The 26,066-nt window shown below is 50.7% G+C and carries 23 protein-coding genes; 12 read left to right on the top strand and 11 right to left on the bottom strand.

The features are described 5' to 3' along the window. Nucleotides 1-9 precede the first annotated feature (9 nt). The 8 genes from murD to lpxC all read left to right on the top strand — a co-directional run bounded on the left by murD (nucleotide 10) and on the right by lpxC (nucleotide 9,397). Complete coding sequence (murD, locus tag AC53GJ_RS18690; protein ID WP_496729905.1) at nucleotides 10-1,365, top strand: UDP-N-acetylmuramoyl-L-alanine--D-glutamate ligase; 1,356 nt, start codon at nucleotides 10-12, stop codon at nucleotides 1,363-1,365. Next, nucleotides 1,362-2,567 carry a putative lipid II flippase FtsW gene (ftsW, locus tag AC53GJ_RS18685; protein ID WP_496729904.1) on the top strand — a complete coding sequence of 402 codons (1,206 nt, stop codon included), beginning with the start codon at nucleotides 1,362-1,364 and terminating at the stop codon, nucleotides 2,565-2,567. The genes murD and ftsW overlap by 4 nt, the downstream gene beginning before the upstream one ends. Next, the gene (murG, locus tag AC53GJ_RS18680) at nucleotides 2,567-3,652 is read left to right on the top strand and encodes an undecaprenyldiphospho-muramoylpentapeptide beta-N-acetylglucosaminyltransferase (RefSeq protein WP_496729903.1); all 1,086 of its coding nucleotides are present in this window, start codon (nucleotides 2,567-2,569) and stop codon (nucleotides 3,650-3,652) included. The genes ftsW and murG overlap by 1 nt, the downstream gene beginning before the upstream one ends. Before the next feature lies 1 nt (nucleotide 3,653). Next, nucleotides 3,654-5,108, top strand: a complete 1,455-nt coding sequence (gene murC, locus AC53GJ_RS18675) for a UDP-N-acetylmuramate--L-alanine ligase (protein ID WP_496729902.1) — start codon at nucleotides 3,654-3,656, stop codon at nucleotides 5,106-5,108. Nucleotides 5,109-5,125: 17 nt separating this feature from the next. Further along, the gene (locus AC53GJ_RS18670) at nucleotides 5,126-5,890 is read left to right on the top strand and encodes a cell division protein FtsQ/DivIB (RefSeq protein ID WP_496729901.1); all 765 of its coding nucleotides are present in this window, start codon (nucleotides 5,126-5,128) and stop codon (nucleotides 5,888-5,890) included. Continuing rightward, nucleotides 5,887-7,122 (top strand): cell division protein FtsA, encoded by a 1,236-nt coding sequence (gene ftsA / locus AC53GJ_RS18665; RefSeq protein ID WP_496729900.1) that lies wholly within the window; start codon nucleotides 5,887-5,889, stop codon nucleotides 7,120-7,122. The genes AC53GJ_RS18670 and ftsA overlap by 4 nt, the downstream gene beginning before the upstream one ends. Nucleotides 7,123-7,146: 24 nt before the next feature. Further along, the gene (ftsZ, locus tag AC53GJ_RS18660) at nucleotides 7,147-8,364 is read left to right on the top strand and encodes a cell division protein FtsZ (protein ID WP_496729899.1); all 1,218 of its coding nucleotides are present in this window, start codon (nucleotides 7,147-7,149) and stop codon (nucleotides 8,362-8,364) included. 121 nt (nucleotides 8,365-8,485) lie between these two features. Then, nucleotides 8,486-9,397, top strand: a complete 912-nt coding sequence (lpxC, locus tag AC53GJ_RS18655; RefSeq protein ID WP_496732821.1) for a UDP-3-O-acyl-N-acetylglucosamine deacetylase — start codon at nucleotides 8,486-8,488, stop codon at nucleotides 9,395-9,397. Nucleotides 9,398-9,464: 67 nt separating this feature from the next. Here lpxC and AC53GJ_RS18650 read toward each other — a convergent pair whose 3' ends face one another. Beyond that, nucleotides 9,465-9,965 carry a DUF721 domain-containing protein gene (locus AC53GJ_RS18650; protein WP_496729898.1) on the bottom strand — a complete coding sequence of 167 codons (501 nt, stop codon included), beginning with the start codon at nucleotides 9,963-9,965 and terminating at the stop codon, nucleotides 9,465-9,467. On the opposite strand from AC53GJ_RS18650, the gene AC53GJ_RS18645 reads away from it, so the two are divergent. The 4 genes from AC53GJ_RS18645 to AC53GJ_RS18630 all read left to right on the top strand — a co-directional run bounded on the left by AC53GJ_RS18645 (nucleotide 9,964) and on the right by AC53GJ_RS18630 (nucleotide 15,291). Continuing rightward, nucleotides 9,964-10,920, top strand: a complete 957-nt coding sequence (locus tag AC53GJ_RS18645) for a M23 family metallopeptidase (RefSeq protein WP_496729897.1) — start codon at nucleotides 9,964-9,966, stop codon at nucleotides 10,918-10,920. The two genes, AC53GJ_RS18650 and AC53GJ_RS18645, sit on opposite strands and share 2 nt — an antisense overlap. A gap of 15 nt (nucleotides 10,921-10,935) precedes the next feature. Further along, a complete protein-coding gene (gene secA, locus AC53GJ_RS18640) occupies nucleotides 10,936-13,647 on the top strand; it encodes a preprotein translocase subunit SecA (protein ID WP_496729896.1) in 2,712 nt (903 codons plus the stop codon). 151 nt (nucleotides 13,648-13,798) lie between these two features. Beyond that, entirely contained in the window at nucleotides 13,799-14,206 is a 408-nt protein-coding gene (mutT, locus tag AC53GJ_RS18635) for an 8-oxo-dGTP diphosphatase MutT (protein WP_496729895.1), read from the top strand. 71 nt (nucleotides 14,207-14,277) lie between these two features. Then, nucleotides 14,278-15,291, top strand: coding sequence for a hypothetical protein (locus tag AC53GJ_RS18630; RefSeq protein ID WP_496729894.1), 1,014 nt, complete (start codon nucleotides 14,278-14,280; stop codon nucleotides 15,289-15,291). Between the two features lie 8 nt (nucleotides 15,292-15,299). Here the strand turns inward: AC53GJ_RS18630 and yacG are convergent, their stop codons facing one another. From yacG to AC53GJ_RS18580, 10 genes are all read right to left on the bottom strand, one after another. Continuing rightward, nucleotides 15,300-15,536, bottom strand: a complete 237-nt coding sequence (gene yacG / locus AC53GJ_RS18625; RefSeq protein WP_496729893.1) for a DNA gyrase inhibitor YacG — start codon at nucleotides 15,534-15,536, stop codon at nucleotides 15,300-15,302. Between the two features lie 78 nt (nucleotides 15,537-15,614). Beyond that, complete coding sequence (gene zapD, locus AC53GJ_RS18620; protein WP_496729892.1) at nucleotides 15,615-16,361, bottom strand: cell division protein ZapD; 747 nt, start codon at nucleotides 16,359-16,361, stop codon at nucleotides 15,615-15,617. Between the two features lie 57 nt (nucleotides 16,362-16,418). Then, nucleotides 16,419-17,066: a dephospho-CoA kinase gene (gene coaE / locus AC53GJ_RS18615; RefSeq protein ID WP_496729891.1), complete on the bottom strand. Its 648-nt coding sequence runs from the start codon at nucleotides 17,064-17,066 to the stop codon at nucleotides 16,419-16,421. After that, nucleotides 17,039-17,938 carry a prepilin peptidase gene (locus AC53GJ_RS18610; protein WP_496729890.1) on the bottom strand — a complete coding sequence of 300 codons (900 nt, stop codon included), beginning with the start codon at nucleotides 17,936-17,938 and terminating at the stop codon, nucleotides 17,039-17,041. The genes coaE and AC53GJ_RS18610 overlap by 28 nt, the downstream gene beginning before the upstream one ends. Next, a complete protein-coding gene (locus tag AC53GJ_RS18605) occupies nucleotides 17,938-19,164 on the bottom strand; it encodes a type II secretion system F family protein (RefSeq protein WP_496729889.1) in 1,227 nt (408 codons plus the stop codon). The genes AC53GJ_RS18610 and AC53GJ_RS18605 overlap by 1 nt, the downstream gene beginning before the upstream one ends. A 44-nt stretch (nucleotides 19,165-19,208) precedes the next feature. Then, entirely contained in the window at nucleotides 19,209-20,900 is a 1,692-nt protein-coding gene (gene pilB, locus AC53GJ_RS18600; protein ID WP_496729888.1) for a type IV-A pilus assembly ATPase PilB, read from the bottom strand. Nucleotides 20,901-21,057: 157 nt separating this feature from the next. After that, nucleotides 21,058-22,554 (bottom strand): fused MFS/spermidine synthase, encoded by a 1,497-nt coding sequence (locus AC53GJ_RS18595; RefSeq protein WP_496729887.1) that lies wholly within the window; start codon nucleotides 22,552-22,554, stop codon nucleotides 21,058-21,060. Then, nucleotides 22,544-23,170: a fused MFS/spermidine synthase gene (locus AC53GJ_RS18590; protein WP_496729886.1), complete on the bottom strand. Its 627-nt coding sequence runs from the start codon at nucleotides 23,168-23,170 to the stop codon at nucleotides 22,544-22,546. The genes AC53GJ_RS18595 and AC53GJ_RS18590 overlap by 11 nt, the downstream gene beginning before the upstream one ends. Beyond that, the gene (locus AC53GJ_RS18585; RefSeq protein ID WP_496732820.1) at nucleotides 23,167-24,912 is read right to left on the bottom strand and encodes a phosphoethanolamine transferase; all 1,746 of its coding nucleotides are present in this window, start codon (nucleotides 24,910-24,912) and stop codon (nucleotides 23,167-23,169) included. Before AC53GJ_RS18585 ends, AC53GJ_RS18590 begins: the two co-directional genes overlap by 4 nt. An 83-nt stretch (nucleotides 24,913-24,995) precedes the next feature. After that, nucleotides 24,996-25,418 (bottom strand): pilin, encoded by a 423-nt coding sequence (locus tag AC53GJ_RS18580; RefSeq protein ID WP_496729885.1) that lies wholly within the window; start codon nucleotides 25,416-25,418, stop codon nucleotides 24,996-24,998. Between the last annotated feature and the right edge of the window lie 648 nt (nucleotides 25,419-26,066).

Genomic DNA, 26,066 nt, shown 5'->3' with positions numbered 1-26,066 from the left:
GCGGAAAGCATGATGACTAAATTGTTTCAGGGCAAAAAAGTAGCGGTGTTGGGACTAGGCCTGTCGGGTCTGGCCACGGTGCGTTTTTTGCTGAAACAAGGGGTGAAGCCAACCTTGATGGATACCCGGCTCAAAGTCAGTGGTCTGGAGCAGATTGCGCCGGAAAAAGTCGACGGTATCTATTTAGGTGAACTCGATGCCAACCGGCTGGCAAGGATGGATATTGTGTTGGTGAGCCCGGGGCTGGATACCCGTCATCCGGCTATCCGTTTTGCTGAAGCCCAAGGCACCCGGCTGATTGGCGATGTCGAGCTGTTTGCGTTATGCAATCAGCGACCTGCGGTGGGCATCACTGGTTCTAATGGCAAATCGACAGTCACCACCTTAGTCAGTCATATGCTTAGTTGCAGTGGGTTCAAAGCCTTAGCTGCCGGCAATATAGGTTTACCTGTGCTGGATGCATTAGAGCAGACGGATACTGAAGTTTATGTGCTGGAGCTGTCCAGTTTTCAGTTAGAAACCACCTCTGAGCTGGAGTTAGTGGCGGCTTGTAATCTGAATGTAACCGAAGATCATTTGGACCGGCACGGCACCATGGCGGCTTACACCGCTGCCAAACAGCGGATTTTTCAGCATGCAGCGCTTGCGGTGTATAACGCCGCTGATGCGCTGACGCAGCCTGCACAGCTTGGGCCAGCCGATATTGCCATTAGCCTGCAGCAACTGACGGCTGCCAATGCCGAGCCGACGCAATATGGCTTGCTTGAACAGGCCGGCGAAAGCTGGTTAGTGGTGGCTGGTGAGCCGTTGCTGCCAGTGGCGCAAATGACCCTGGTCGGTCAGCATAACCAGTTTAATGCGCTGGCCGCTGCTGCAGTGGCCTTAGCCGCAGGTGCCAGTCGGGCCGGTTTAATTCAGGCGCTGCAAAGTTACCAGAGTCTGCCGCACCGCTGTGCTTTAGTCGCCGCTAAAAACGGTGTGCGCTGGATCAATGATTCAAAGGCGACCAATGTCGGCGCTACGCTGGCTGCGATTGCCGGCTTACGCGCTGAAGTACGCGGCAAATTAATTCTGATCGCTGGCGGTGATGGCAAAGGCGCTGATTTTACCGAATTAGGCGGTGTCTTACGCCAGCAGGTAGATCTGCTGATTACGCTGGGTAAAGACGGTCCTGCGATTGCAGCCTTAGTGCCTGGCGCTATCGAAGTCGCCGATCTGACTGCCGCCGTTGCGGTGGCTGCAAAGCAAGTGCAAAGCGGCGATTTGGTGTTGTTATCACCTGCTTGCGCCAGTCTGGATATGTTTAAAAATTATGAGCAGCGCGGCGACCTGTTTGCTGCGGCTGTGCTGCAGGTGCTGGCATGAAGCAACTGTGGCAAATACCGCAAAACTGGTGCCAGCAAATCGGCGATGATCTGCAGCATTGGTGGCAGGCCGAAGATGGCGTCAGTTATGACAGATTCTTTTTTTGTTTAATGGTCCTACTGCTATGTATCGGTTTTGTCATGGTGACCAGTGCTTCAGTGCCAGTGGCTGAGCGGTTGTTTGGCAATCCGCTGCATTACAGCGTCCGGCACCTGGTGTATGTGCTGATTGGCCTAAGTCTGGCTTTTGCCGTGCTGAATGTGCCTATTCAATGGTGGCATAACACCAATTTATTATTACTGGTGTTTGGTTTACTCGGCTTAGTCGCGGTGCTAGCGGTCGGTCGTAACGTCAACGGCAGTACCCGTTGGCTCTATCTGGGGCCCATCGGCATCCAGACAGCGGAACCGGCTAAGTTATTCTTTTTTGTCTATTTATCCAGTTATCTGGTGCGGCGGCATGATGAAGTGCGGGAAAATTTAAAAGGCTTTTTAAAGCCTTTGGTGATTCTGTTTGTGTTTGCGGTGTTACTGCTGATGCAGCCGGATTTAGGCACAGTGATCGTGATGTTTGGTACCAGCGTGGTGCTGCTATTTCTGGCTGGCGCCAAGTTATGGCAGTTTTTCGGGCTGATTTTTACCGGTCTGATGTCAATCGCCGTGCTGATTGTGTACAGCGAATACCGCTGGCGGCGGGTGACCTCCTTTTTGGATCCCTGGGCTGATCCTTTTGGCAGCGGTTATCAGTTGACGCAGTCTTTGATGGCTTTTGGCCGTGGCAGTTGGTTTGGCCAGGGTCTGGGGAATTCGGTGCAAAAACTGGAATATCTGCCGGAAGCGCATACCGACTTTATTCTGGCGGTGATCGCCGAAGAAGCTGGTTTATTTGGCGTCTGTGCTGTGATGGGCTTGCTGTTTTTACTGCTGGTACGCGCGTTATGGATAGGTAAAAGAGCTTTGCAAAAAGGCTTAAGTTTTCATGGCTTCCTGGCTTATGCGCTGGCGATTTGGATTGGTTGTCAAACCTTCGTTAACGTTGGTGTGGCAACCGGCGTGCTGCCAACGAAAGGTCTGACGCTGCCTTTTATCAGCTCTGGCGGTAGTAGCCTGATCATTATGCTGATTGCTGCCGCGATAGTGCTGAGAATTGATTTTGAAGTGCGGCTCAAAGGTAAACATGCCATTCGTGGGAGTGCAGCCTGATGAGCAAGCCAGCAAAAATTGCCTTAATTATGGCAGGTGGCACCGGCGGTCATATTTTTCCGGCGCAGGCGGTGGCGACTTTACTGGCGGCTGAAGGCTGGACTATTCACTGGCTGGGCACTGCCGATCGGATGGAAGCGCGCTTAGTGCCGGGTTTTGGTTGGCAGTTCCACCCCATTCAGGTGGCCGGTTTGCGCGGTAAAGGGCTGCAGTCCTTGTTGCAAGCGCCCTGGATGTTGTGGCGCTCTATCAGTCAGGCGCGGCAACTGCTCAGACAATTACAGCCGCAACTGGTGCTCGGTTTTGGCGGTTATGCCAGTGGTCCGGGTGGATTTGCCGCCTGGCTGCAAAAAATTCCGCTGCTGATCCATGAACAAAATGCAGTGGCCGGCACTACTAACAAATTGTTAGCAAAATTGGCACAGCGGGTACTGGTGGCTTTCCCGACCGCCTTTGTCGGTCATCCAAAGCGGCAAGTGTTGGGAAATCCGGTACGCAGCAGCTTAATTGGGCTAAAAACTGAGAATAATTTCAGTAAAGGCTTAAATATTTTGATCGTCGGTGGTAGTTTAGGCGCTAAGGCGCTGAACGAGGTTTTACCAGCGCAACTGAAGCAGGTCGCGGCTTGCGGGCCTGTTCAGGTCAGGCATCAGACCGGTAGTGCGATGTTAACGCAAGTGCAACAAAGTTACACTGGCGCACCAGCCAGCTTAACCATTGAAGCAACAGCTTTTATTGATGATATGGCGGCCGCTTATCGCTGGGCCGATCTGGTCATTTGCCGGGCCGGCGCTTTGACTGTCAGTGAAATTGCCTGTGTTGGGGTGGCGGCCATCTTTGTGCCGTTACCTTCTGCCATCGATGATCACCAGACTGCCAATGCTAACTGGTTGGTACAACAACAAGCGGCGTTGTTATGGCCGCAGGCGGATTTGAACAATTTAAATTTAGTGTCGCTGCTGCAAAGCTGGCTGCTTGATAAAAAGCCACTGGCAGACATGGCACAACGGGCACGCGCTTGTGCCATCGACGACGCAGCTGAACAGGTTGTGGCAGTTTGTCGACATATGACAGGGTTGAAATAACATGAATACAATAACCAGACCGCAGGAAAAAATCGCCATGCGCCGGGTGGAGCGGATCCACTTTGTTGGTATTGGCGGTGCTGGTATGGGCGGTATCGCCGAGGTACTGCTGAATGAAGGTTACAAAGTCTCTGGCTCTGATCTGGGGCCTAATCCAGTGGTGGACCGTTTAACAGCACTGGGTGCTGATATTTGTTTTGGCCATCAGGCCGACAATATTAAAGGGGCCAGTGTGGTGGTGGTCTCCAGTGCCATTAAAGCCGAGAACCCGGAAATAGCTGCGGCACTGGAACAACGCATCCCTGTGGTGCGACGTGCCCAAATGCTGGCCGAGCTGATGCGGTTCCGGCACGGTATTGCCATTGCCGGTACCCACGGCAAAACCACTACCACCAGTTTGGTCGCTTCGATTTTTGCCGAAGCAGGGGCAGATCCGACTTTTGTGATTGGTGGTTTGCTGAATTCTGCCGGCACCAACGCCAAGTTAGGCGCGGGTCGTTATCTGATTGCTGAAGCTGATGAAAGCGATGCTTCTTTCCTGCACTTGCAGCCGATGGCCGCCATTATTACCAATATCGAACCTGATCATATGGAAACCTATCAGGGCGATTTTGAAAAAATGAAAAGCACCTATCTGGAATTTTGCCATAACCTGCCGTTTTATGGCGTGGTGGTGGTCTGTATTGATGATCCAGTGGTGCGTGAATTGATCCCGACCATTGGCCGCACTGTGCTGACCTATGGTTTTAGCGCCGATGCCGATTACCGCATCAGCGATTTTAGTCAGCTCGGTACCCAAACCAAATTTGTCATCACAGATCCGGCAGGTCAGAGCCGCCCGGTACAGCTGAATCTGGCTGGCCGGCATAATGCCTTAAACGCGACCGCAGCTTTTGCGATTGCCACTGATGAAGGCATCAGTGAAGCGGCGGTGCTCAGTGCTTTTGCCAAATTTGAAGGCATTGGCCGTCGTTTTCAGCAATATGGTGAGTTTGACACCGGCCGCGGTAAAGTGCTGCTGGTTGATGATTATGGCCACCATCCGACTGAAGTGGCGGCGACAGTGGCTGCTGCCCGTAATGCCTGGCCAGAACGGCGTTTGGTGATGGCGTATCAGCCGCATCGTTATACCAGAACGCGCGATTTATACGAAGATTTTGCCCAGGTGTTGTCGTCGGTCGACACTTTGTTGTTGCTGGAAGTCTACAGTGCCGGTGAAGCGCCTATTGCTGGGGCTGACAGCCGCAGCTTGTGTCGCAGCATCAGAGCAAGGGGGCAACTGGACCCGATTTATGTGGCGCAACCAGCAGATTTAGCGCAGGCGCTGGCCGATGTATTGCAAGATGGTGATGTGCTGCTGACGCAGGGCGCCGGCAATATTGGTGCACTGGCCAAGCAACTGGCAGCACAACAGTTACAAATTAGTCAGCTCAAAGCTGGCGTGACCGCTCACTGACAGGAACACAGCAACTGATGACCATAGTGCGCAGTAAACAGAAAACCCCTTTCACGCCGGCTTTTGTCGGTGGGGTGCTGTTTTTTCTGTTTTCGCTCAGTCTGGTGGTCTGGTTTGGTAGCAAAGTGGTGCAATGGGTGCAGGATCAGCAAAATGCGCCGATCCGTCAGGTGCGGGTGTTTGGCGATTTTGGCCACATCCAGCCAGCGCAGTTGCATCAGCAGTTACAGCAACAGTTTGTCGGTAACTTTTTTCATGTGAACGTTGATCAGGTGCAGCAGTACCTGCAACAACAACCCTGGGTTTATCAGGTCGCCGTGCGCAAACAATGGCCTGGTACTTTGGTGGTGGTTGTGACAGAGCATAGCCCGGTCGCAGTGTGGAACTCAGAATTCCTGCTGAATAAAAAAGGTGAAGTGTTTAAAGCACCACTCACGCAGCTGAAGGAACCGTTACCACAACTGGCAGGCCCCAGCGGCAGCGAGCAGGATGCCCTGACCATGTTCAGTCAGGTGCAGAGCTTATTGGCTTTGCACCAGTTTCAGGCCAGCAGTTTGTCGGTATCACCACGTTTTGCCTGGCAACTCACACTGAGTAATGGCATTGAATTAAAACTCGGGCGGGAAGATACGTTAAAGCGGGTGCAGCGTTTTATCGATCTGTACCCTTCTATCAGTAAACATAAAGCCGAAGCGATCGAACAGGTCGACTTACGGTATGACACCGGGTTGGCGGTACGATTCGCGCCTGCACCGGTGCAACCAGAAAAGAGAAAAGCATGACCAAGTCGTTGGATCGGGATCTAATTGTTGGTTTAGATATCGGTACGTCTCAGATTAAAGCGCTGGTAGGCGAAATTACCGCTGATGACCAGCTCAGTATTGTTGGTGTTGGTACTCATATTGCCCGTGGCATGGATAAAGGTGGCGTCAACGACTTAAATCTGGTGGTGCAAGCGGTACAACGGGCCATTGATGAAGCTGAACTGATGGCTGATTGCCGGGTTTCTTCGGTCTACCTTGGCATTACCGGCAAACATATCCGTTGCCAGAATGAAAGTGGCATGGTGCCGATTAATGATACCGAAGTCACGGCGGAAGATGTTGCTAATGTGATCCATGCCGCCAAATCTGTGCCCATTTCTGCCGAGCGCCGTTTGTTGCATGTGTTGCCACAGGAATTCTCAGTCGATATGCAAGAAGGCATTAAAAGCCCGATTGGCATGTCTGGCGTGCGGATGGAAGCGAAAGCGCACATCATCACTTGTGCCAACGATATGGCGAAGAACATAGAAAAATGTGTCGAGCGCTGTGGTTTACAGGTTGATCAGCTGATATTCAGCTCGCTGGCGTCAAGCTATGCCGTGCTGACCGAAGATGAAAAAGAATTAGGCGTCTGTGTGGTTGATATGGGCGGCGGCACTATTGATATTTCGATTTATACCAATGGCGCCTTGCGGCATACCGCGGTGATCCCGGTGGCTGGTAATCAGGTGACCAGCGATATTGCCAAAATCTTCCGCACCCCGATTGGTCATGCTGAAGACATTAAAATTCAGTACGCCTGTGCGCTGCGCAGCATGGTCGGTAAAGAAGAAAATATTGAGGTGCCGAGTGTCGGTGGCCGGCCAGCCCGCAGTATGTCACGGCATACGCTGGCAGAAGTGGTGGAACCTCGTTATCAGGAATTATTTGAACTGGTGCTGGAAGAAATCCGCGCCAGTGGGCTGGAAGAGCAGATCGCCGCAGGCGTGGTGCTGACTGGCGGGACCGCAAAAATGGAAGGGGCAATTGAATTTGCTGAAGATATCTTCCAGATGCCGGTTCGGCTTGGTTATCCGGCCAAAGTAAAAGGTTTGTCTGAATACGTGCAGGACCCGGCCTATGCCAGCGTGGTCGGCCTGTTACTGTATGGCAAAGATGTGCGGCAGCAGCAGAAAAAAGCTGGCGCAGCACGGGAATCAGTCGGTGGCTTGTTACGCAAAGTGACCAGCTGGTTTAAAGGCGAGTTTTAAGCGTACCCAAACGGAGAGAGAGCTATGTTTGAATTAATGGAAAACCACAGCGAAGAAGCTGTCATTAAAGTGATTGGTGTTGGTGGTGGCGGCGGTAATGCGGTCGAGTTTATGGTGGCGAACAACATCGAAGGCGTCGAGTTTATCGCAGCCAATACCGATGCGCAGGCGCTGCGTAATTCTTCTGCCAATGTCACCTTACAGTTAGGTGCCAATGTCACTAAAGGTCTGGGGGCCGGAGCCAATCCGGAAGTGGGTCGTCGCTCGGCCGAAGAAGACCGTGACACCATCAAAAAGACCATTATGGGTGCTGATATGGTGTTTATCGCTGCCGGTATGGGTGGCGGTACTGGTACAGGCGCGGCGCCAATTGTGGCTCAGGTAGCCAGAGAACTGGGCATTCTGACGGTGGCAGTGGTCACCAAACCATTCCCGTTTGAAGGCAAAAAGCGTTCAAATTATGCCGATGAAGGCATCGGTGAGTTGTCAAAGCATGTTGACTCGCTGATCACCATTCCAAACGATAAATTATTAAAAGTATTAGGCAAAGGCACCAGCCTTTTGGATGCATTTAAAGCGGCTAACAACGTGTTATTAGGGGCTGTGCAAGGGATTGCCGAACTGATTACGCGTCCGGGCTTGATCAACGTCGACTTTGCTGACGTACGTACTGTGATGTCAGAAATGGGCACAGCCATGATGGGGACTGGCCGTGCTTCAGGTCCGGATCGGGCAGAAGAAGCGGCAGAGCAGGCGATTTCCAGCCCATTACTGGAAGATATCGATTTATCTGGCGCCAAAGGTATTCTGGTCAATATCACAGCGGGTCTGGATCTGACGATTGAAGAATTCGAAATTGTCGGTAATGCCGTCAAAGCATTTGCTTCAGAAAACGCCACTGTAGTGGTGGGGGCTGTGATTGATCCTGACATGTCGGATGAACTGCGGGTGACTGTGGTTGCGACCGGTATTGGTTCTGAGCGTAAGCCGGATATCAGCCTGGTGCATGGTCATCATCGTGCTGCGGAGCCAGTGCGTGCTCAGTATCAAAGCCATTCAGCCAGCGTTTATGGTAATGCCGGTACTGTTTACGGCAATGCAGGCAATGCGGCGCGTGAAATGCGTGATGCCATGCCAGCGATGGCGCCGGCAGAAAGCGTGCAAACGAAGCCGCAAGCGGATAATAAAGCCAATATTGATATCTTTGATATTCCGGCTTTTTTACGCAAACAAGCGGATTAACAGTCGGCTAATGCTGGGCTTGACCTGGCGATGGATAGGCAGACGATTGGCATTTCGCTGAACATATGCTATGCTTCGCGGCCGTTTGGGTTTGTTCAGTTTTTGAACAGGACGAAAAATGATGATTAAACAACGTACTATTGCAAAATCAATCAGCTCTGTCGGAGTTGGTCTGCACAAGGGCGAGAAGGTTACGCTGACTCTCCGGCCTGCGCCTGACAACACGGGGATTGTGTTCCGTCGTGTGGATCTGGATCCGATAGTTGATTTTAAAGTATCACCTGAACTGGTCGGTGATACTGTGATGTGTACCTGTTTAATTAATCCGGCTGGCGTGCGCCTGTCTACAACAGAACATTTGATGGCAGCAGTCGCGGGTCTTGGCATCGACAATCTGGTGGTTGAAGTGGATGCTGCCGAGATCCCGATCATGGACGGTAGTGCCAATCCATTTGTTTACCTGTTATTGGAAGCTGGCATCAGCGAGCAAAAACTGGCGAAAAAATTTATCCGCATCAAGCAAACCGTGCGGGTAGAGGATGGTGATAAGTGGGCTGAATTCAAGCCACACCATGGTTTTCGCATTGATTTTGCCATTGATTTTGACCACCCGGTGATTTCTGAAACCAAACAACGGATGAAACTTGATTTCTCCGCGGCCGGTTTTATTAAAGACATCAGCCGGGCCCGGACCTTTGGTTTCCTGCAGGATATCGAATATCTGCGAGCCAACAATCTGGCGTTGGGTGGCAGCTTCGATAACGCAGTGGTATTGGATGAATTCCGCGTGTTGAATCAGGACGGCCTGCGTTACGACGACGAATTTATCAAACATAAAATTCTGGATGCAATCGGCGATTTATACATGGCCGGTTACAGCATCCTGGGCGAATTTAAAGCGTACAAAACCGGCCATGCCCTGAATAACCAACTGCTGTGTGCAGTACTGGCCAATCAGGAAAACTGGGAATTTGTCACCTTTGAACGACCAGCCCAACAACCGATCTCTTTTTTGGCTCCCCAACTGGCGTAACAGTTGGCAGTCAGCTGCAGATTAGGAAAAACCTCACATTGTGAGGTTTTTTTTTAGCTTTTGTTGGTTAATCTGAAGTCTTGTTGGCTAAGGCGGCCAGCCGCTTCAGAATGGCGGCTAACGCCGGATCTGAACCTTCGGCGGCAGCCAGCAAATAGGCCCCGGCCTGCTCTGAAATTTGCCGATTGGCCGGCGGGCTCGCCACGGGATTGGCTTGCTGGTAACTCAGATCGGTGTTCGGACTGATATCGATATCCAGGCCTGCTAAATCAGGCAAGATTTTTTGCCGGAAATTGGCTAGAATGGCTTCTCTTTGCATTTTAATCCGGGTTGCCCAAGCGGCGGAGCTGCATAAAATTTGCGCCCGACCTGCCTGTAAACGCGCCACTCTGCAGAAATATGGTTTTTCCAGTTGCAGGATTTGGATTAATTCGGTATTAAGTTGACGCACTATTTCCGTTTGCTGCGGTCCTTGCAACAAAGTGTTTTGTTGCAGCAAAGCAGAAACGTCGACAGGTTTGCGTGAATAGCGGGCCATAACGAATAAAATCAGAAACTGAGGTCCCATGAGTTTAACAGTTTTTTACCGCGATCAACATCGCCCGCATAGCTTTGGTGCTACGCCCCGGCAATGGTTGGTCAGTGCGGTGTTATTATTTTGTATTGCCATAGGTTTAGGCGCAGCCTTCGGCCGGTTATGGACAGATGCCAAAGCTGGTATGGAGCCATTAATAGCAGAACGCGCGGCCGAGGCGGCGGAAATTACCGCGATCCGGCAAAAAGCTGAGCATCAAATCGCCGCGTTGACGGCAAAAGTCGCCTCGCTGCAGGCCCAGGTCAACCGCTTGAATATGGTGGGAGAACGTCTGATAGATGCGGCCAACTTGTCGGCGGATGAATTTAATTTACACGAAGTGCCGGCTATGGGCGGTCCTTCGCAAAGTTCCACCGAAATCAGTCTGGCTGAACTGAACCATGTATTGTTGCAACTGACCGACCTGGAACGTAACCTACAATCTGAACAAACCCGCTTTGCCCTCCTTGAATCTTTGGACCTGAATCACAATATCGGTAGCAACAGTCAGTTGTCTGGCCGACCGGTCAGCAGTGGTTATCTGTCATCTGGTTTTGGCGTCCGTAATGACCCATTCTCCGGCCGGCCGGCAGTCCATCGCGGCGTCGATTTTGCCGGCAAAGAGGGTGAACCTGTGCTGGCAACTGCGGGTGGCATCGTGACCTGGGCCGGCGAGCGTTTTGGTTATGGCCTGATGGTCGAAATTGAACATGCGGATGGCTATCGCAGCCGTTATGCCCATGCCAAAGCGGTGAACACAGAAATTGGTCAGTTGGTCAGTAAAGGCCAGCAAGTTGCGACATTAGGCAATACCGGTCGTTCGACCGGACCCCATGTGCATTACGAAGTATTAAAAGATGGTCAGCAAATAGACCCGATGTTGTTTGTAAACCGTCGGACAACAAAATTAAATGGCTATGCCAGGACTGCACGCCAGTCTCAACAATAAAGTGGTATTTGGACAATGTTTGGAAAACTTTTTACCAAGTTGGTTGGTAGTCGCAACGATCGTTACCTGAAAAAACTCCGCAAAACCGTTGATCAGATCAACAGCCTGGAAAGCCAGTTTGCTGCGCTGACCGATCAGCAGTTAGCGGCCAAAACCGCCGAATTTAAACAGCGGGTGCAAGACGGTGCCAGTTTAGACGATATCCTGCCAGAAGCTTTTGCCACTGCCCGTGAAGCCAGTAAAAGAGTGTTTGGCATGCGTCATTTTGATGTGCAATTGCTGGGCGGTATTGTATTGCATCAGGGCAAAATTTCCGAAATGCGTACCGGTGAAGGTAAAACCCTGACTGCGACCTTGCCGGCTTATCTCAATGCGTTGAGCGGCAAAGCTGTGCATGTGATTACCGTCAACGATTATCTGGCCAAACGGGACGCTGCGACCAACGCCCCTCTGTTTGCCTTCCTGGGTCTGACGGTTGGCGTCAACGTGCCGGGCATGGGGCATGAAGAGAAACAGCAGGCTTATGCTGCTGATATCACTTATGGTACCAATAACGAATTTGGCTTTGATTACCTGCGCGACAATATGGCCTTTAGCATGGCGGAGCGGGTACAACGTGATTTAGCTTTTGCCATTATCGATGAAGTTGACTCCATCCTGATCGATGAGGCCCGTACGCCGCTGATCATTTCTGGTCAGGCCGAAGACAGCTCAGAGCTGTACCGCCAAATCAATACTGTGGTGCCGATGCTGCAACGGCAGGAAAAAGAAGATGAAGAAGGTGAAATGGGGGATGGCCATTTCACCATTGATGAAAAAGCCAAACAGATTTATTTAACCGAACGTGGTCAGATCCGGGTAGAAGAAATTCTATTAGAACGCGGCATGATGCAACAAGGCGAATCTTTGTTCTCCGCCAGTAACATCACCTTGCTGCACCATGTCTATGCAGCGTTGCGCGCGCACAACCTGTTTAAGAAAGACGTTGATTATGTGATTAAAGACAATCAAATTGTCATCGTTGATGAGCACACAGGCCGGACTATGGAAGGCCGTCGCTGGTCGGAAGGTTTGCACCAGGCGATTGAAGCGAAAGAAGGTGTGCGCATTCAAAACGAAAACCAGACGCTGGCCTCTATTACGTTCCAGAACTATTTCCGTTTATATGAAAAACTGGCCGGTATGACCGGTACCGCCGATACTGAAGCTTTTGAATTCCAGCAAATTTACGCGCTGGAAACCATTGTGGTACCAACCAACCGCCCTATGGTGCGTAAAGATATGCCGGATCTGGTGTATCTGACGGCCGAAGATAAGTATCAGGCTATTATCAAAGATATCGAAGCAACCCGTAGTGCCGCCCGTCCGGTGCTGGTGGGTACTGCGTCGATTGAAAGCTCAGAATATTTATCCAGCTTATTACATCAGGCCAAGATCCCGCATCAGGTGCTGAACGCCAAGTTCCACGCCAATGAAGCGCAGATTATTGCTGAAGCGGGCCGGCCTGGTACTGTCACTATCGCCACCAACATGGCTGGTCGTGGGACTGACATTGTGCTGGGTGGTAACTGGCAATCAGAAGTAGCCAAGCTGCAAGACCCAACCGAAGCGCAGATTGAAGCCATTAAAACTGAGTGGCAGCAACGGCATGATGCAGTCATTGCGTCAGGTGGTTTACATATCATTGGTACCGAGCGGCATGAATCGCGTCGGATTGACAACCAGTTACGCGGTCGTGCTGGTCGTCAGGGTGATGCCGGTTCAAGCCGTTTTTATCTGGCACTCGATGATGCGTTAATGCGGATTTTCGCTTCCGAGCGGATGGCTGGCATGATGCGTAAACTCGGCATGGAACCAGGTGAAGCCATTGAGCATCCACTGGTGAGCCGTGCCATTGAAAACGCCCAGCGTAAAGTAGAAGCGCGCAACTTTGATATTCGTAAGCAACTGCTTGAATTTGACGATGTCGCCAACGACCAGCGTAAAGTGGTGTATGAGCAGCGCAATGAGTTGCTGGCCAGTGAAGATATTTCAGAAACCATCAATGCCGTGCGCCAAGATGTGGTGAGTTCTATCTTAGATCAGTACATTCCACCACAGTCATTAGATGAAATGTGGGATATTCCAGGTCTGGAAGCGCGGATGCGCTCAGACTTTGCCATCGAGATGCCAATTGCCCAGTGGCTGGCCGACGACAAAAAACTGTTTGAAGAGAAACTAAAAGCACAAATTCTTGAAGTGGTCGAAAAAGCTTATCAGCTCAAAGAAGAAATGGTCGGCGCGCCTGTGCTGCGTCATTTCGAAAAAGCGGTGATGCTGCAGAGTCTGGATACCCACTGGAAAGAACATCTGGCGGCGATGGATCACTTACGTCAGGGCATTAACCTGCGTGGTTATGCGCAGAAAAATCCGAAGCAGGAATACAAGCGCGAAGCTTTTGAACTGTTTTCCAATATGCTGGATCAGTTAAAACTGGACGTGATTGGGGTGTTATGCCGGGTGCAAATCCGTGCTCCTGAGGATGTTGAAGCTGTTGAAGAACAACGTCGTAAAGCCGATGCCGTGACAATGGAATTCCAGCACGAAGAAGCCGAACATATCGGTGGGGAAGTGCCAGAAAAGCCAGCGGGCCCGGTGTTCCGTGATGCTGATAAGATTGGTCGTAACGATCCTTGTCCTTGTGGTTCCGGCAAAAAATACAAGCAATGCCACGGTAAACTTAGTTAACCCGAGTTCAGGTTAGTTAAGCTTTATCTCAGCTTCGCCATAGAAAAAAGCAGAGTTCGCTCTGCTTTTTTTATGGGGCGCCGGCCACGGCGCGCTGGGCAAACTTTAGGGTTATAGATCATCAATCATGCAATGCACACAGAGGTTATCGGTGAAAACGAACAGCAAGATAGTTCATGTTGCGGTCGGCGTGATCCGCCGTGGTGAGGAAATTTTTATCAGCAAAAGGCCTGATGCATTGCACCAGGGCGGAAAATGGGAATTCCCTGGCGGTAAAGTGGAATCAGGTGAAACGGTATTGCAGGCGCTGGATCGGGAATTACAGGAAGAAGTTGGGCTGACGGTATTGGCTGCCAGCCCTTTGTTGCAGTTGGAGTATGCTTATCCGGAGAAAACCGTGTTGCTGGATGTCTGGTGTGTAGACGAATTTAGCGGCAACGCAGTCGGTCGTGAAGGTCAGCAAGTGGCTTGGGTTCCTTACCAGCAACTGAGCAATTATCAGTTCCCGGACGCCAACCAACCGATTTTGCAGCAAGTGATCGCACTTTATCAGCAATAAAGTGGCTATTTGCTAAACTTCAGTACGGCTGGAACAGGTGCATACAACTTGAGAGCGAGTCTGGGGTGTTGATGTTGAAGAGTCGCAGTCTGCTTTGGTGTAGTGCCGGCTTGGCTTTGAGCTTATCTGCTGCAGAACCGCCTGGCGCTGGTTTGTATCAGCTCAGCCAGACTTTGCTCGCCAATCAGCCCGCTACCGTCAGTCAGAATTATCAACAACTGAGCGCACAGCTTGGCCAAACGCCGGCTTGGTATCAGCGAGACTGGCATTTGCTGGCTGCACGCGCTTATGCCGCCCAGCAGCAGTGGCCAGCCGCCTGGCACAGTCTGGCACTGGCAGATCAATTGGTGCCGCAGGGGATTGTTGCTGCCGACATCGCGATGACAGCAGGTTATGTCGCCTATCAGCAGCAGCATCGCACTGCCGCCAGACACTGGTTTTTATGCGCCGATAAATTTGCCAATCCGCCGTTAACCCGTGCCAAGTTGCTATTGAATCTTGGTGCAGTTGAATCCTTTCGTGGCGATTATGCCGCAGCCATGGCTTTTTACCAACAAGGCCTGGCGTTGGCCGAACAGTATGAATTTGTCACTTTGCTGCCGATGTTTAATAACAATATGGGGAATCTGCATTGGCGACTAGGCCAGCATGAGCCTGCAATTGCAGCACTGCGACAAGCGACATTCCGTTATGCCCACTTGCAACAGTTGCAGTCACAAAGCCGGGCTGGTATCAATTTATTGAATGTGCTGGTGACGATTGAAGACTGGGTACGTTACCAGCGTTTTTATCCAAGTATCGCGCAGCAAGTCCAAAAGGCCGGGGCCAGTGAGTACCGGTTATTTTTGCAAATATTGGAAGTGATCCGGCAGCGCTTAACTGGCCAGGGCAGTTCGATGACGGATGCGCAGTTACAGGCATTATTAGCGCAATTGAAGGTGCTGAATGTGCAGCAGATGGCACAGCAACTGGTGCACAAAATTGGTCTGAACTGGCAAGCACCGCCGCCAGCCCCCGCTGCTGAGCAATTCAGTAGCCAGTTACCTCATACCGAACGGCTCTGTCCGGCGCAAACACCGGAGTAACCCCGGCTTTATTCTTTAAAAAAATCGTTTTCCGAGGCCATTAGGGCTTCGTCAATGGCCAGCAGATCGGCATCACCAATGCCAGCTTCCAGTGGCCTGGTATCCGGGATCCGGCGGCTTTCACTGGCCCATTCACCTAAATCAATCAGGCGGCAGCGATCGCTGCAAAAAGGTCTGAAAGCAGATTCGGCGTGCCAGATCACGTCAACACGGCAGGTTGGACACTGGACTTTTAATTGGCTCATGGCTGGTCATTCCGATAAAGGCGGTAAAATGCCATTATACGCCAACTGCCGGACGGATGGGCAGTGGAAAGCGCAGGCTTAGCAACAAGCCAGTTCGAAACCTATGGTTTGGGCTGTGGTGGCGCGGCCCTGAGTGTCACACAATTGCATAAAGCGGATGGCATAGCGGTATTTGTTGCCGCTGATGGTTGGATAACAGCCATAATGCAGTGGATAACGCAGCCTGAGCAATTCAAACTGTTCGGTATTACTCTGGAAATAGCCATTGTCAGCCAGTACCGGCTGAAATTGACCGCGCTCGCGGATAAAGGTCAACACAAAAGCGATCGCCCGTTCTACCAGTTGTAACTGACCAATCCACTCTTCAGCAGCTTTTTGCCGGACCTCGAGTGGTTGGGTGTACCAGAACTGAAGTTGTGGCAGGTCAAAATAACAGGTGCCGCCAGGGATAAAAAATCTTTGCCGAAGTGGGCCTAAAAATTTGTCTTCTTTCAGCACATTGGCAAATTTAGCACCGCGGATCAACTCACTTTGTAACCGCACGGCCTGTTGCAACATCTGCTGCAGACTGTCATCAGAGACGGATGGATGGCGCGACCAGTTCACCAGCGCCGATTCACAGCGTTCAACATCTTTGATCAGATCAGGCCTGATGTCATTCCGGTCCAGCACTTCAATTAAAGCAAACAGTGAAGTGAAAAAACCCAGCTGTTGCGATTCATTGGCCAGCGCCAGTTGGGTGTTTAATTGGGCAAACAGATACTCGACCCGCAGATAAGTCCGGACTTTTTCATTCAGCGGATGTTCGTAGATCAATTCTGTCATGCCAGGCTTCACCGGAAATGCGAGCGGCCACACTTCGGGCCAACAGTTAACATAACCTTAAGTTGGCGATTTGGCTAGTTTTTCTGCCGCCATAGCCAAATATAATTGGTGCAGGCTGGCAACTTTGTTGCTTAAAGCAGCAACATCGCTTTCATTGCTGATTATCTGGTCAGCCTGTTGCAGCCGCTCTGCACGTTGACACTGACTGGCCATGATGGCTGCGACCTGCTGGCTGCTGACCTGATCACGTTGCACTGTGCGTTGCAGTTGCAGTTGTGGGTCGACATCAACCACTAACAGCTGGTCAACCACAGCGGTCAAGCCATTTTCGATCAGCAGGGGGGCCACCAGCAGCACATAAGGCGACTGGGCCTGTTGCAGCTGTAGTAACAGCTGTTGCCTAATCAGCGGATGCAGTAATTGATCCAGCCAGGCTTTGGCGCTGGGGTCACTGAACACCAGCGATCGCAGTGCCGGCCGGTTTAACTGGCCGTCAGCGGTCAAGATCTGGTGGCCAAAATGGGCTGCGATGGCGGCAAGTGCCGGTTGGCCAGGCGCCACTACTTGGCGTGCCACGATATCGGCATCAACCAGCACAATACCATGCTCAGCAAAGAGATTGGCCACTGTGGTTTTACCGCTGCCAATACCCCCAGTCAAGCCGACAATAAAAGCACTCATACCAGCACCATGGCTAAATACCATTGGGTGATGTCCTGACCCCATAACATAGCAATCCAGCCGGCAGCCGCAATATAAGGGCCAAACGGAATGGCAGTGGATTTACTGCGCCCTTGCAGGGTCAATAACACAGAACCAATGACGGCGCCGACCAGGGAGGACAATAAAATAATCAGTGGTAATTGCTGCCAGCCGAGCAAAGCGCCAAATAGCGCCAGCAGTTTAAAATCGCCATAGCCCATGCCATCTTTACCGGTCAGCAGTTTAAAGCCCCAGAACACTGACCAAAGCGCCAGATAACCACAAGCCGCGCCAATCAGTGCCGTTTCGGCAGAGACGGCACTGATGCCCGCCACCGCGGCCAGCAAAGCCAGCCACAGCAGCGGCAAGGTGATTTGATCCGGCAGCAACATGGTATCGATATCAATGGCACTGAGCGCCACCAGCGCCCAGGTGACCAGCAAATACAACAAACCAAGCGTAGTGGCACCGGTTTGCCAGGCGACCAGCACCGATAACAGCGCAGTACCCAGTTCTACCAGCGGATAACGCCGGCTGATGGGGGCAGCGCAATACCGGCATTTACCAGCCAGACTCAGGTAACTGAACAGCGGAATATTGTCCAGCGCAGTCAGTTGCTGCTGACAATGCGGGCAGCGTGAACGTGGCACCGCCAGATTAAAGGGCGCCGTTGCCGGCAGTACTGCATTGGGCTGAAAATATTGCTGATACTCCTGTTGCCAGCTGCGCTCCATCATTTTTGGTAACCGATAAATCACCACATTCAGAAAACTGCCAACACAAAGGCTAAACACAAATACCAGCAGCAGATAAGCCACCAGCGAAGACTGAAAATAGGCCACGATAAGTTCGCAGCTCTGGATAAATGCCTGCATTATTTGATCACCGATCCTAACTGGAAAATTGGCAGATACATTGCCACAATCAAGCCCCCGATTAACACCCCAAGTACTGCCATAATGATTGGCTCCAGTAATGCCGTCAGGCCATCGACCGCATCATCGACTTCCTGCTCATAAATATTGGCCACTCGCGCTAGCATATCATCCAGCGAACCTGACTCTTCACCAATAGACACCATCTGCACCACCATTTCCGGAAATTGCCGGGTGGTTTTCATCGAGCTGAACATCTGGCCACCGGCGGCAACATCAGCCCGGACTTCTAAAATGGCATTCTTATAAATTTCATTACCGGCAGCGCCCGCGGCAGATTCCAGTGCTTCAATTAAAGGCACCCCGGCCGCAAAGGTGGTCGACAAGGTGCGGGCGTACCTTGCCACTGCCGCTTTGTTGATAATCATCCCCATCACGGGCAGTTTTAATGCCATCGCATCGGCAGCTGTTTTGAATTTTAAATTGTGGCGATACCCTTTTTTAAAGCTGTACACTGCAGCGATAATGGCAGCCAGCACCAGCCACCAATATTGTTGCATCCACTCGGAAATATGGATCACCAACTGGGTAAAAGCCGGCAATTCAGCCCCAAAGCCGGCAAAAATCTCGGCAAAAGAAGGCACCACAAAAATCAGCAAAATTGAAGTCACTACCAGCGCCACTACTGTGACGGCAATCGGATAAAACATCGCTTTTTTGATTTTTGATTTCAGCGCTTCAGCTTTTTCTTTGTAAGTGGCAACCCGGTCAAAAATGCGGTCTAAGGCGCCGGATTGCTCGCCGGACTTGACTAAATCACAATACAGCTCATCAAAATGTTTCGGATGCTCACGCAGCACTTCAGACAACGGAATGCCACTTTGTACTTTCAGTGAAACTTTTTGCATCAGGGTCCGCAGCGATTTTTTATCGGCACCATTGGCAATTAAATCAATAGACTGCACCAAGGGTACCCCGGCAGATAACATGGTCGCTATCTGTCGGGTGAGTACCGCGATATCGGCCGCAGTAATTTTGGCATCGCCGCCAAACAAGGAATGGGCTTTGCGCTTGACCGAGGATGGTGTGATGCCTTGCTGGCGCAGTAAGGCTTTGGCTTCATGAATAGAATTGGCGCGCAGTTCGCCTTCGGTTTTTTTGCCGCGTCGGTTCAGACCCCGCCATTCATAGGTATCCAGTTCTTTTATTTTTGCCGGTGTTGCCATTGTTGATCCCTGGTTGCGCGCTGCAGGTCGGTCACAGTCTAGACTTAGCCATTGGTGACCCGGTTCACTTCGGCCAGACTGGTTAAGCCTGACGCCGCTTTTAATAAACCGGATTGCCGTAAATTATTGATATTTTCCTGCTGGGCTTGTTTGGCGATATCCAAGGAGTTGGCGCCCTGCATGATTTTTTGCGCAATAGCCGCGGTAATTGGCATCACTTCGTAAATACCGACCCGGCCTTTGTAGCCACCGGTGCAATAATCGCAACCGATTGGCTTAAAGAGTTTTAATCCAGCCAATTGTTCTGGCCGGAAGCCTTGTCGCAACAACTCGGTCTCAGGTAACAGCTCCGGCGCTTTACAATGATGGCATAAACGTCTGGCCAGCCGCTGCGCGATAATTAAACTGACCGAGCTGGCGACGTTATAAGCGGGTACGCCCATATTCAGCAGGCGAGTCAGGGTTTCCGGCGCTGAGTTGGTGTGCAGGGTACTGAGCACCAGGTGACCGGTTTGTGCGGCTTTAATCGCAATCTCAGCAGTTTCCAAATCACGGATTTCCCCGACCATGATCACATCCGGATCCTGCCGTAAAAAGGATTTCAGTGCCATCGGGAAGGTCAGGCCGGCTTTGGGATTGACCTGAACCTGATTGATGCCGGGCAAGTTAATTTCAACCGGATCTTCTGCAGTAGAAATATTGGTTTGTTCGGTATTCAGAATATTTAAGCCGGTATACAGCGACACTGTTTTGCCGCTACCGGTCGGCCCCGTCACCAGTATCATGCCTTGCGGTTGCGCTAGCGCATTGAGATAAAGTTGTTTTTGTTCAGCTTCATAACCAAGGATATCGATGCCGAGCATGGCGCTGTCGGAATCGAGGATCCGCATCACGATTTTTTCGCCCCATAAGGTCGGCAAACTACTGACGCGAAAATCGATGGATTTTTTCTGCGATAACTTCAGTTTGATCCGGCCATCTTGTGGCACCCGTTTTTCGGCAATATCAAGTCTCGACATTACTTTGAGCCGGGCCGATAAGCGACTGGACAAGGCCACCGGCGGTGAGGCTACTTCGTGCAAAATACCATCAATTCGAAAGCGGATGCGGTAGCTTTTTTCATAAGGTTCAAAATGCAAATCTGAAGCGCCTTTGCGGATGGCGTCGTGCAGCATTTTGTTAATAAAGGTGATAATCGGCTGATCTTCGGCTTCAGCGCCAATACCGTCTTCGTCTTCTTTATCCGTTAAACCCAGCGCCGACAGATCCCAGTCGGTTTCGCTGAAACTGTCACCGGCTTTATGATCAAACACTTTGTCGATCAATTTGTGGAGCTTATCAAACTCCACTACCACCAGCTCGGCATGCAAGCCGGTGCTGAATTCAAAATCTTCCACTGGTTGCATATCGGTAGGATCAACCACCGCCAGAAACAAGGTGCGATGACGTTTAAAAATCGGCAACACATGATGCTTACGCACCAGCTTTTCATTTTTTTCCTGTTCAGGAATATAATCGGCATCAAAATAATCTAGATCCAGCACGCTGTGCATGGTAAAAGCACCAGCCGCTTGGGCCAGCGCCTGCGCTGTGATCAGTTTTTCACTGATCAGCAAGTCGGCGACACTCTGGTACTGACTATTTTTTTCTGCCAATAGTTTGCTTAAACGCGCAGCATCAATCAGCCCGGCTTGGGTCAGGCGTCTTAATAAGATGGATTGAGCGTTCACTGCCATGTTCTATCCTTTTACCTTGCCACAGCCGGTATCTATGGTGCTGCCACATCAAGCGACCCGTTGCCTGCTGGCAACGGAAAAATTGCAATCAGCTTTATCAGTCAGACCTGGCCACAAGTTTGCTGTTTGCCAACGCTGGCCAACAGCTCAAGTTGCATCAATGTTCCGGCTGATACTCAGGCAGCATATTATCATCTGTGATCAGTTGCAATTTTCGTTGTTGTATTTGTGCTTCCTGTTGTATATCAATAAATTGATGTTGTGAAAACAACTTCTGCAATTGTGGATATTGTAGTTGCTCCGCCGACCAGTTATCCGGCCGATAGCGACGCATCAGGCGAGCGGCGATCTGCTCAGGCGTCACTTTAAAATCATCATTCGAAGCATAAATAAAGTTTGACCAACGGTAGCTGTAATGAAATTGCTGCGCTGCAGTCCAGTGCGCGTTGGCAGAACCGGTTGCATTAAAGGCCAGTAAGCCACCAGGCGCCAACCGACGTTGCAACAAGGCCATCATTTGGGCTGAAAGCAGATTACTGGAGTAAGCCCGCCAGTGAAATGTGTTGTTCATAATAATTAAATCGTAGCGCTGGTTGTGCTGTTGTTGTAACCATTTGCGGCCATCGGCGATATGGATCTGGACTTTGGCATTGGTTAAGATGCTGCTGACAGTCTGATGCTGCGCAATCAGCGTCAGATAAGCCGGATTTAATTCAACAACATCCAGTGTTTTGACCGTGTCCAGTGCCGCAATCACTCTGACCCAGGACCCACCGCTCAGTCCGATCATCAACACCCGTTCAGGTTGAGGATGTAATGCTGCTGCCAGAAATACCCGGTCAATCTTGTTGGAATTAGGATCCAGTCTGACATTGATACGGCCATCATAAAGATTACCGCCAAACACCAGATCGCCCAGTGCAGTATCCTGTCTGGTATGAATAATACCCTGCCGGTTTTCGGTGAGAAAATTGACTGGCGGTAACAGCTCGTCTTGCAGCACCTGCTGCAACTGACTGCCATGTTGTAACATTAAAATAGCCAGCAGCATTAATGGTACCACCGCCAGTCGTGCCAGCCAGCGGCTTGGCCATAACCAGCTCAGCACCAAGGCGCCCAGCAGCAGTTCCAGCAAACCGGTTAAACGGTATATGGTCATAGCAGACCAGAGATCCAGCAACACAAAGCCAGTCAACAGCGGTCCGAGAAAAGAGCCAGCAATATTGCTGAAATAAATTTTTGCTAAAGAACGCCCCAGCTTGGCAGAGTTGCTTTGGGTAAACAAATGATGCGCCAACGGAAAAATGACGGCTTTAGCTGCAGCAGTGCAGAAAATAATTAAGTAGAACAGTGGATTACTCAAAGGCGAACGATAGATGCTGGCAAACAATTCTGGCAATAGCAGATCGGACAATCCCATCAGCAGCAACAGCGCCGCCGTGAGTGGATACAAAGGCCATTGCCGCAGACAGCACCAGCGCCCAAGCCAAGCTCCGGCCGCGATCCCTGCTAAAAAAGCCGCCAGAATAGCGCTGAATACTTCAGGTTTACCATAGTTAAAAAAGCCAAGTAAACGCACCCAGAGAATTTGTTGACTGAGACTGAAAAAACCGCTGGCAAACGCCAGCCAGAGTGGCCAACTGCTATTCGGCATAACGTCCTCTCAGTTGCTGCCAGGCCAGCAGCACCACCAGTAAATTCAGACTGGCTGCCAGATAAATCGCCATTTGTAGCCCCATTGACTGGAATAGCCATTGGGCAGATATTAACGCGCCCAAGGCTGCCCCGAGCGTATTGACGGCATACATTTGACCGGTAGCGGCACCGATATTGCCAAAACGGCGGGCGGCATCACTGACCAGCAGCGGCAAGGTTGCCCCCATCAACATGGTAGGCAACAGCAGCAGCAGAAAAGTCAGCACTGCTGCTTGCCATAATGGTTGGCTCACCATCCGTTGTTCCAGCCATCCCAGTAAGGTCGGACTGCAGAAACCAAAGACGCCAATGCCACTTTCCAGCGCTAAAAATAACGTCAGGGTTTTATGGCTGTATCGATCTGCCAGCCAGCCGCCTGCGATTGCGCCAAGTCCAAGCCCGAGCATAAAAACCGATACCACCACAGTGACAGCTTCAATGTTGGAACCCAGGATCAAGAACAGCAAACGTTGCCAGCAGGTTTGATAAAGCAGTGCCGCCAGACCGGAAATAAAAAATAGCGCTGACAATAATCGCACTTTGCCAGAGATCAGTGTCTGGCTGGTTTTTTTCATGGCAAAGTCACCTGAGGTGGCCGAGTCGCCGGCGGCTTTAATCGTTGCTGACACAAAGCATCTGTTGGGCTTCGATCAAAGTCTGCACCATTCATCAGTGGTCTGGGTTGTGGTTGCCAGGTATGGGCAAAAATATTCAGTTCGGCTCTGGCAGAAGGGAACTCAATTTGCGCCAGGGCCGCCAATGAATCAAACACATTGCTGCTGGTCAGGGCGGCAGCGCTATGCTGTTGCAACTGTTGCCAGGCTTCAGGTTGACGTTGCTGCAATTGCGGCGACAGCCAGACAAAGCTGGCGGGGCGGTGATCATAAGCGCTGTGATGACCATGGCCTGACAGCGGACAGTCTTGATCAAACAACACTTCGCCGTGATCGGAGATATACCACATCGCACTGATCACGCCGGTTTGTTGTAATTGCCGGATGATTTGATCGGCCACATAATCTAAGTAAAGAATCGAATTATCATAACTATTGACCAGTAGCTCACGCGCCTGGCGATCATGTAATCCCAGGTGGCTGTGCCGAATGGAGGGCTGAAACACTTCAAATTCAGTTGGATAGCGGTCGCTGTAGCGATAATGACTGCCTAGGGTATGCAGCACAATGAACTTCTTCTGACCCGGATTGGCTAAGGCTTGTTGCAGCAGAGGTAACAGCTCGCCGTCATAAGCGCCCTGGCTTTGATAATCGGTCGGATTGATAAATTTGTAGTGGTCCGCTTCCAGCGCATAGAGCGACACCGGACTGTCATGAAAACCGACCGGGCTTTGCACTGAAAACCAGTACGTCTGAAAACCAGCTTGTTTAAACAGCGTCAACAGCGAAGGCTCGGCAAAATACAGTTGGCTGTTGCTGGCGGGCTTGCGGGTGACAATAGTGGGCACGGCCATTCGGGTCCAGGACCAGGGACTAACAACATTACTCAGACTCACCAGTCCGGCTTGTTGACTCAGTCTGGGGGTGGTCGGTCTGGCATAGCCGTTGAGCTGCAAATTCTGCATCCGGCTGGTTTCTCCCAGCACTAATAGATAGACTTCGGCTTGGTCGTCGGTTTTGCGTTTGGCTTCAAAGCTGAAACTTTGCAGCTGTTGCCGGTAGTGCTGCAATAACTGCCGTTGTTGTTGATAGTCATATAACCTGAGCAGTGATCCTGGCAGGAAACTTTGCTGGATGCTACTAAAAGCCTGGCTCAGATGCGGCCTGAAATTGGTGTCAGCATCTGATGAGGTCAGCATGCCGGTACTGTGGTTAATCAGGATGTGCAGCAGCAGAGTGACAGTCATTGGTAATGCCAGTAGCAGGCGGATTTTGACCCTGATGCGGTATTGCAGCTGTTTTGCCAACTGCGATCCAACCAGCGCCAGCAAGATACCAGCGCTCCAGAGCAACAGTAATTGCCAACCCCATTTATTTAAAAACCAGCCGGCTTCGGCCAGACTGGTGTCCGCGGCGATCCCAATCAAATGCAGATCACTGACTTTACCGTACAAATACAGATGAATAGATTCCAGTGGCGCCAGCCACAGCCAGGGTAACAGCAACAGAAAAAACCAGCGTAATGGCATGACAGCAATCAGGAATAAACAAGCGGCCAGGCTGATGGCCAGAATCTCAGTGGCAGCAGGCTGTTGCAGATAGAGTAACTGTAACGCAGGCGCAGTCAGAATGAGCAGGTAACAGAGTAAACAGCAGCACAAATACCAGTGTTGGCGATGGCGAGGGAGTAAATGTGGCAACATCAAACTGCGGATCCATGCAGATAAAACATTAAAGATAAGCAGGAGCGAGCTCCTGCTTATTAAATTCGATGGTTATTAAATGATTAGGTACCTGTGCCTGCTGGTGGGCATGTTTTAGGTGCGTATTCAGCGGCAGCATCAGTTGTGCATGACCAACCGCCATCAGCAGCGCGAGTTAAGGTGATTTTTTTGCCGTTAACTGCAGCAGGGGCATTTGCGATTGTACACACGATGGTGCCAGTACCAGCACCTGCATCCCCTTCTGCCTCTATTGCACAATTACCTGTAGTAGTCTTTAAGCCGATACCTTCAGTGGTTACAGCGACACCATTATTCATCGATGTTTCAAATGCGGTTTTACCGGCAGAGATTTCAGCTAAGCCAGCTGTTAATTTTGAACTTGCCTGATACTTTGAATAAGCCGGTAATGCTACAGCAGCAAGAATACCGATAATTGCTACGACGATCATTAATTCAATTAAAGTAAAGCCTTGATTACGTTTCATGTTACTTCTCCATTTGTGATATGAACCCGGGGGGCTGATTTCTATTCTGGCTATTTTTTTAGCAGACGCAAGAGAAATATACTGATTTGTAAATAATTATTTCATTTTTAATTATCCATTTGATTTATATCAATAATTTTTAATTTTCGCTTTTTTTCAAACAATAGCTATCGAAAATAATGGCAACCAGACTTTTAATGATATTAAAGAATAAAATTCATATATCAGTATGATATTGCTATTATTATTTTGCTTTATCTAATGTAGGAAACAATATAGTTACTTTATTTCTGCACTATGCTGCCATCTGGTGTGACTAAGACTGCTGAGCTGCTGCTTGCTTTCGTGACCACAGTCTCAAGGACGCTAGCCGCTAAGATGGCTAAGAGTTGGTAAAAATCGCTGAAACAGCCGCAGATCTTGTGTTGATGGCAATGTTGCGATACAGACAAATTTTTACTGCGTCCGTTGTTTTAGCCCGGCACAAAGTGGCAATCCAGGCACGATTAAGCGGCATGCGGTGTTCAACTGTGACAAAAAATAACCCAGGTCCGCAGTGATTTTGCCTGGGCTGTGCGTTAAAAACTGCCCACCACGGCAGTTGATGGTTTCGAAAGTAACCGAAAGTTGGTGCAGCCGGTGTCGTCG

This window comes from Rheinheimera sp. B2H12, from assembly GCF_059620065.1.
Note: the sequence above shows the minus strand (reverse complement) of the source record. Positions and strands in the feature narration are given on the sequence as shown.

Bases quoted from the DNA above. Each gene is read 5' to 3' on its own strand.
- murD (WP_496729905.1), top strand. From the start codon at position 10: ATGATGACTAAATTGTTTCAGGGCAAAAAAGTAGCGGTGTTGGGACTA.
- ftsW (WP_496729904.1), top strand. From the start codon at position 1,362: ATGAAGCAACTGTGGCAAATACCGCAAAACTGGTGCCAGCAAATCGGC.
- murG (WP_496729903.1), top strand. From the start codon at position 2,567: ATGAGCAAGCCAGCAAAAATTGCCTTAATTATGGCAGGTGGCACCGGC.
- murC (WP_496729902.1), top strand. From the start codon at position 3,654: ATGAATACAATAACCAGACCGCAGGAAAAAATCGCCATGCGCCGGGTG.
- AC53GJ_RS18670 (WP_496729901.1), top strand. From the start codon at position 5,126: ATGACCATAGTGCGCAGTAAACAGAAAACCCCTTTCACGCCGGCTTTT.
- ftsA (WP_496729900.1), top strand. From the start codon at position 5,887: ATGACCAAGTCGTTGGATCGGGATCTAATTGTTGGTTTAGATATCGGT.
- ftsZ (WP_496729899.1), top strand. From the start codon at position 7,147: ATGTTTGAATTAATGGAAAACCACAGCGAAGAAGCTGTCATTAAAGTG.
- lpxC (WP_496732821.1), top strand. From the start codon at position 8,486: ATGATTAAACAACGTACTATTGCAAAATCAATCAGCTCTGTCGGAGTT.
- AC53GJ_RS18645 (WP_496729897.1), top strand. From the start codon at position 9,964: ATGAGTTTAACAGTTTTTTACCGCGATCAACATCGCCCGCATAGCTTT.
- AC53GJ_RS18650 (WP_496729898.1), bottom strand. From the start codon at position 9,965: ATGGGACCTCAGTTTCTGATTTTATTCGTTATGGCCCGCTATTCACGC.
- secA (WP_496729896.1), top strand. From the start codon at position 10,936: ATGTTTGGAAAACTTTTTACCAAGTTGGTTGGTAGTCGCAACGATCGT.
- AC53GJ_RS18630 (WP_496729894.1), top strand. From the start codon at position 14,278: ATGTTGAAGAGTCGCAGTCTGCTTTGGTGTAGTGCCGGCTTGGCTTTG.
- yacG (WP_496729893.1), bottom strand. From the start codon at position 15,536: ATGAGCCAATTAAAAGTCCAGTGTCCAACCTGCCGTGTTGACGTGATC.
- zapD (WP_496729892.1), bottom strand. From the start codon at position 16,361: ATGACAGAATTGATCTACGAACATCCGCTGAATGAAAAAGTCCGGACT.
- coaE (WP_496729891.1), bottom strand. From the start codon at position 17,066: ATGGTATTTAGCCATGGTGCTGGTATGAGTGCTTTTATTGTCGGCTTG.
- AC53GJ_RS18610 (WP_496729890.1), bottom strand. From the start codon at position 17,938: ATGCAGGCATTTATCCAGAGCTGCGAACTTATCGTGGCCTATTTTCAG.
- AC53GJ_RS18605 (WP_496729889.1), bottom strand. From the start codon at position 19,164: ATGGCAACACCGGCAAAAATAAAAGAACTGGATACCTATGAATGGCGG.
- pilB (WP_496729888.1), bottom strand. From the start codon at position 20,900: ATGGCAGTGAACGCTCAATCCATCTTATTAAGACGCCTGACCCAAGCC.
- AC53GJ_RS18595 (WP_496729887.1), bottom strand. From the start codon at position 22,554: ATGCCGAATAGCAGTTGGCCACTCTGGCTGGCGTTTGCCAGCGGTTTT.
- AC53GJ_RS18590 (WP_496729886.1), bottom strand. From the start codon at position 23,170: ATGAAAAAAACCAGCCAGACACTGATCTCTGGCAAAGTGCGATTATTG.
- AC53GJ_RS18585 (WP_496732820.1), bottom strand. From the start codon at position 24,912: ATGTTGCCACATTTACTCCCTCGCCATCGCCAACACTGGTATTTGTGC.
- AC53GJ_RS18580 (WP_496729885.1), bottom strand. From the start codon at position 25,418: ATGAAACGTAATCAAGGCTTTACTTTAATTGAATTAATGATCGTCGTA.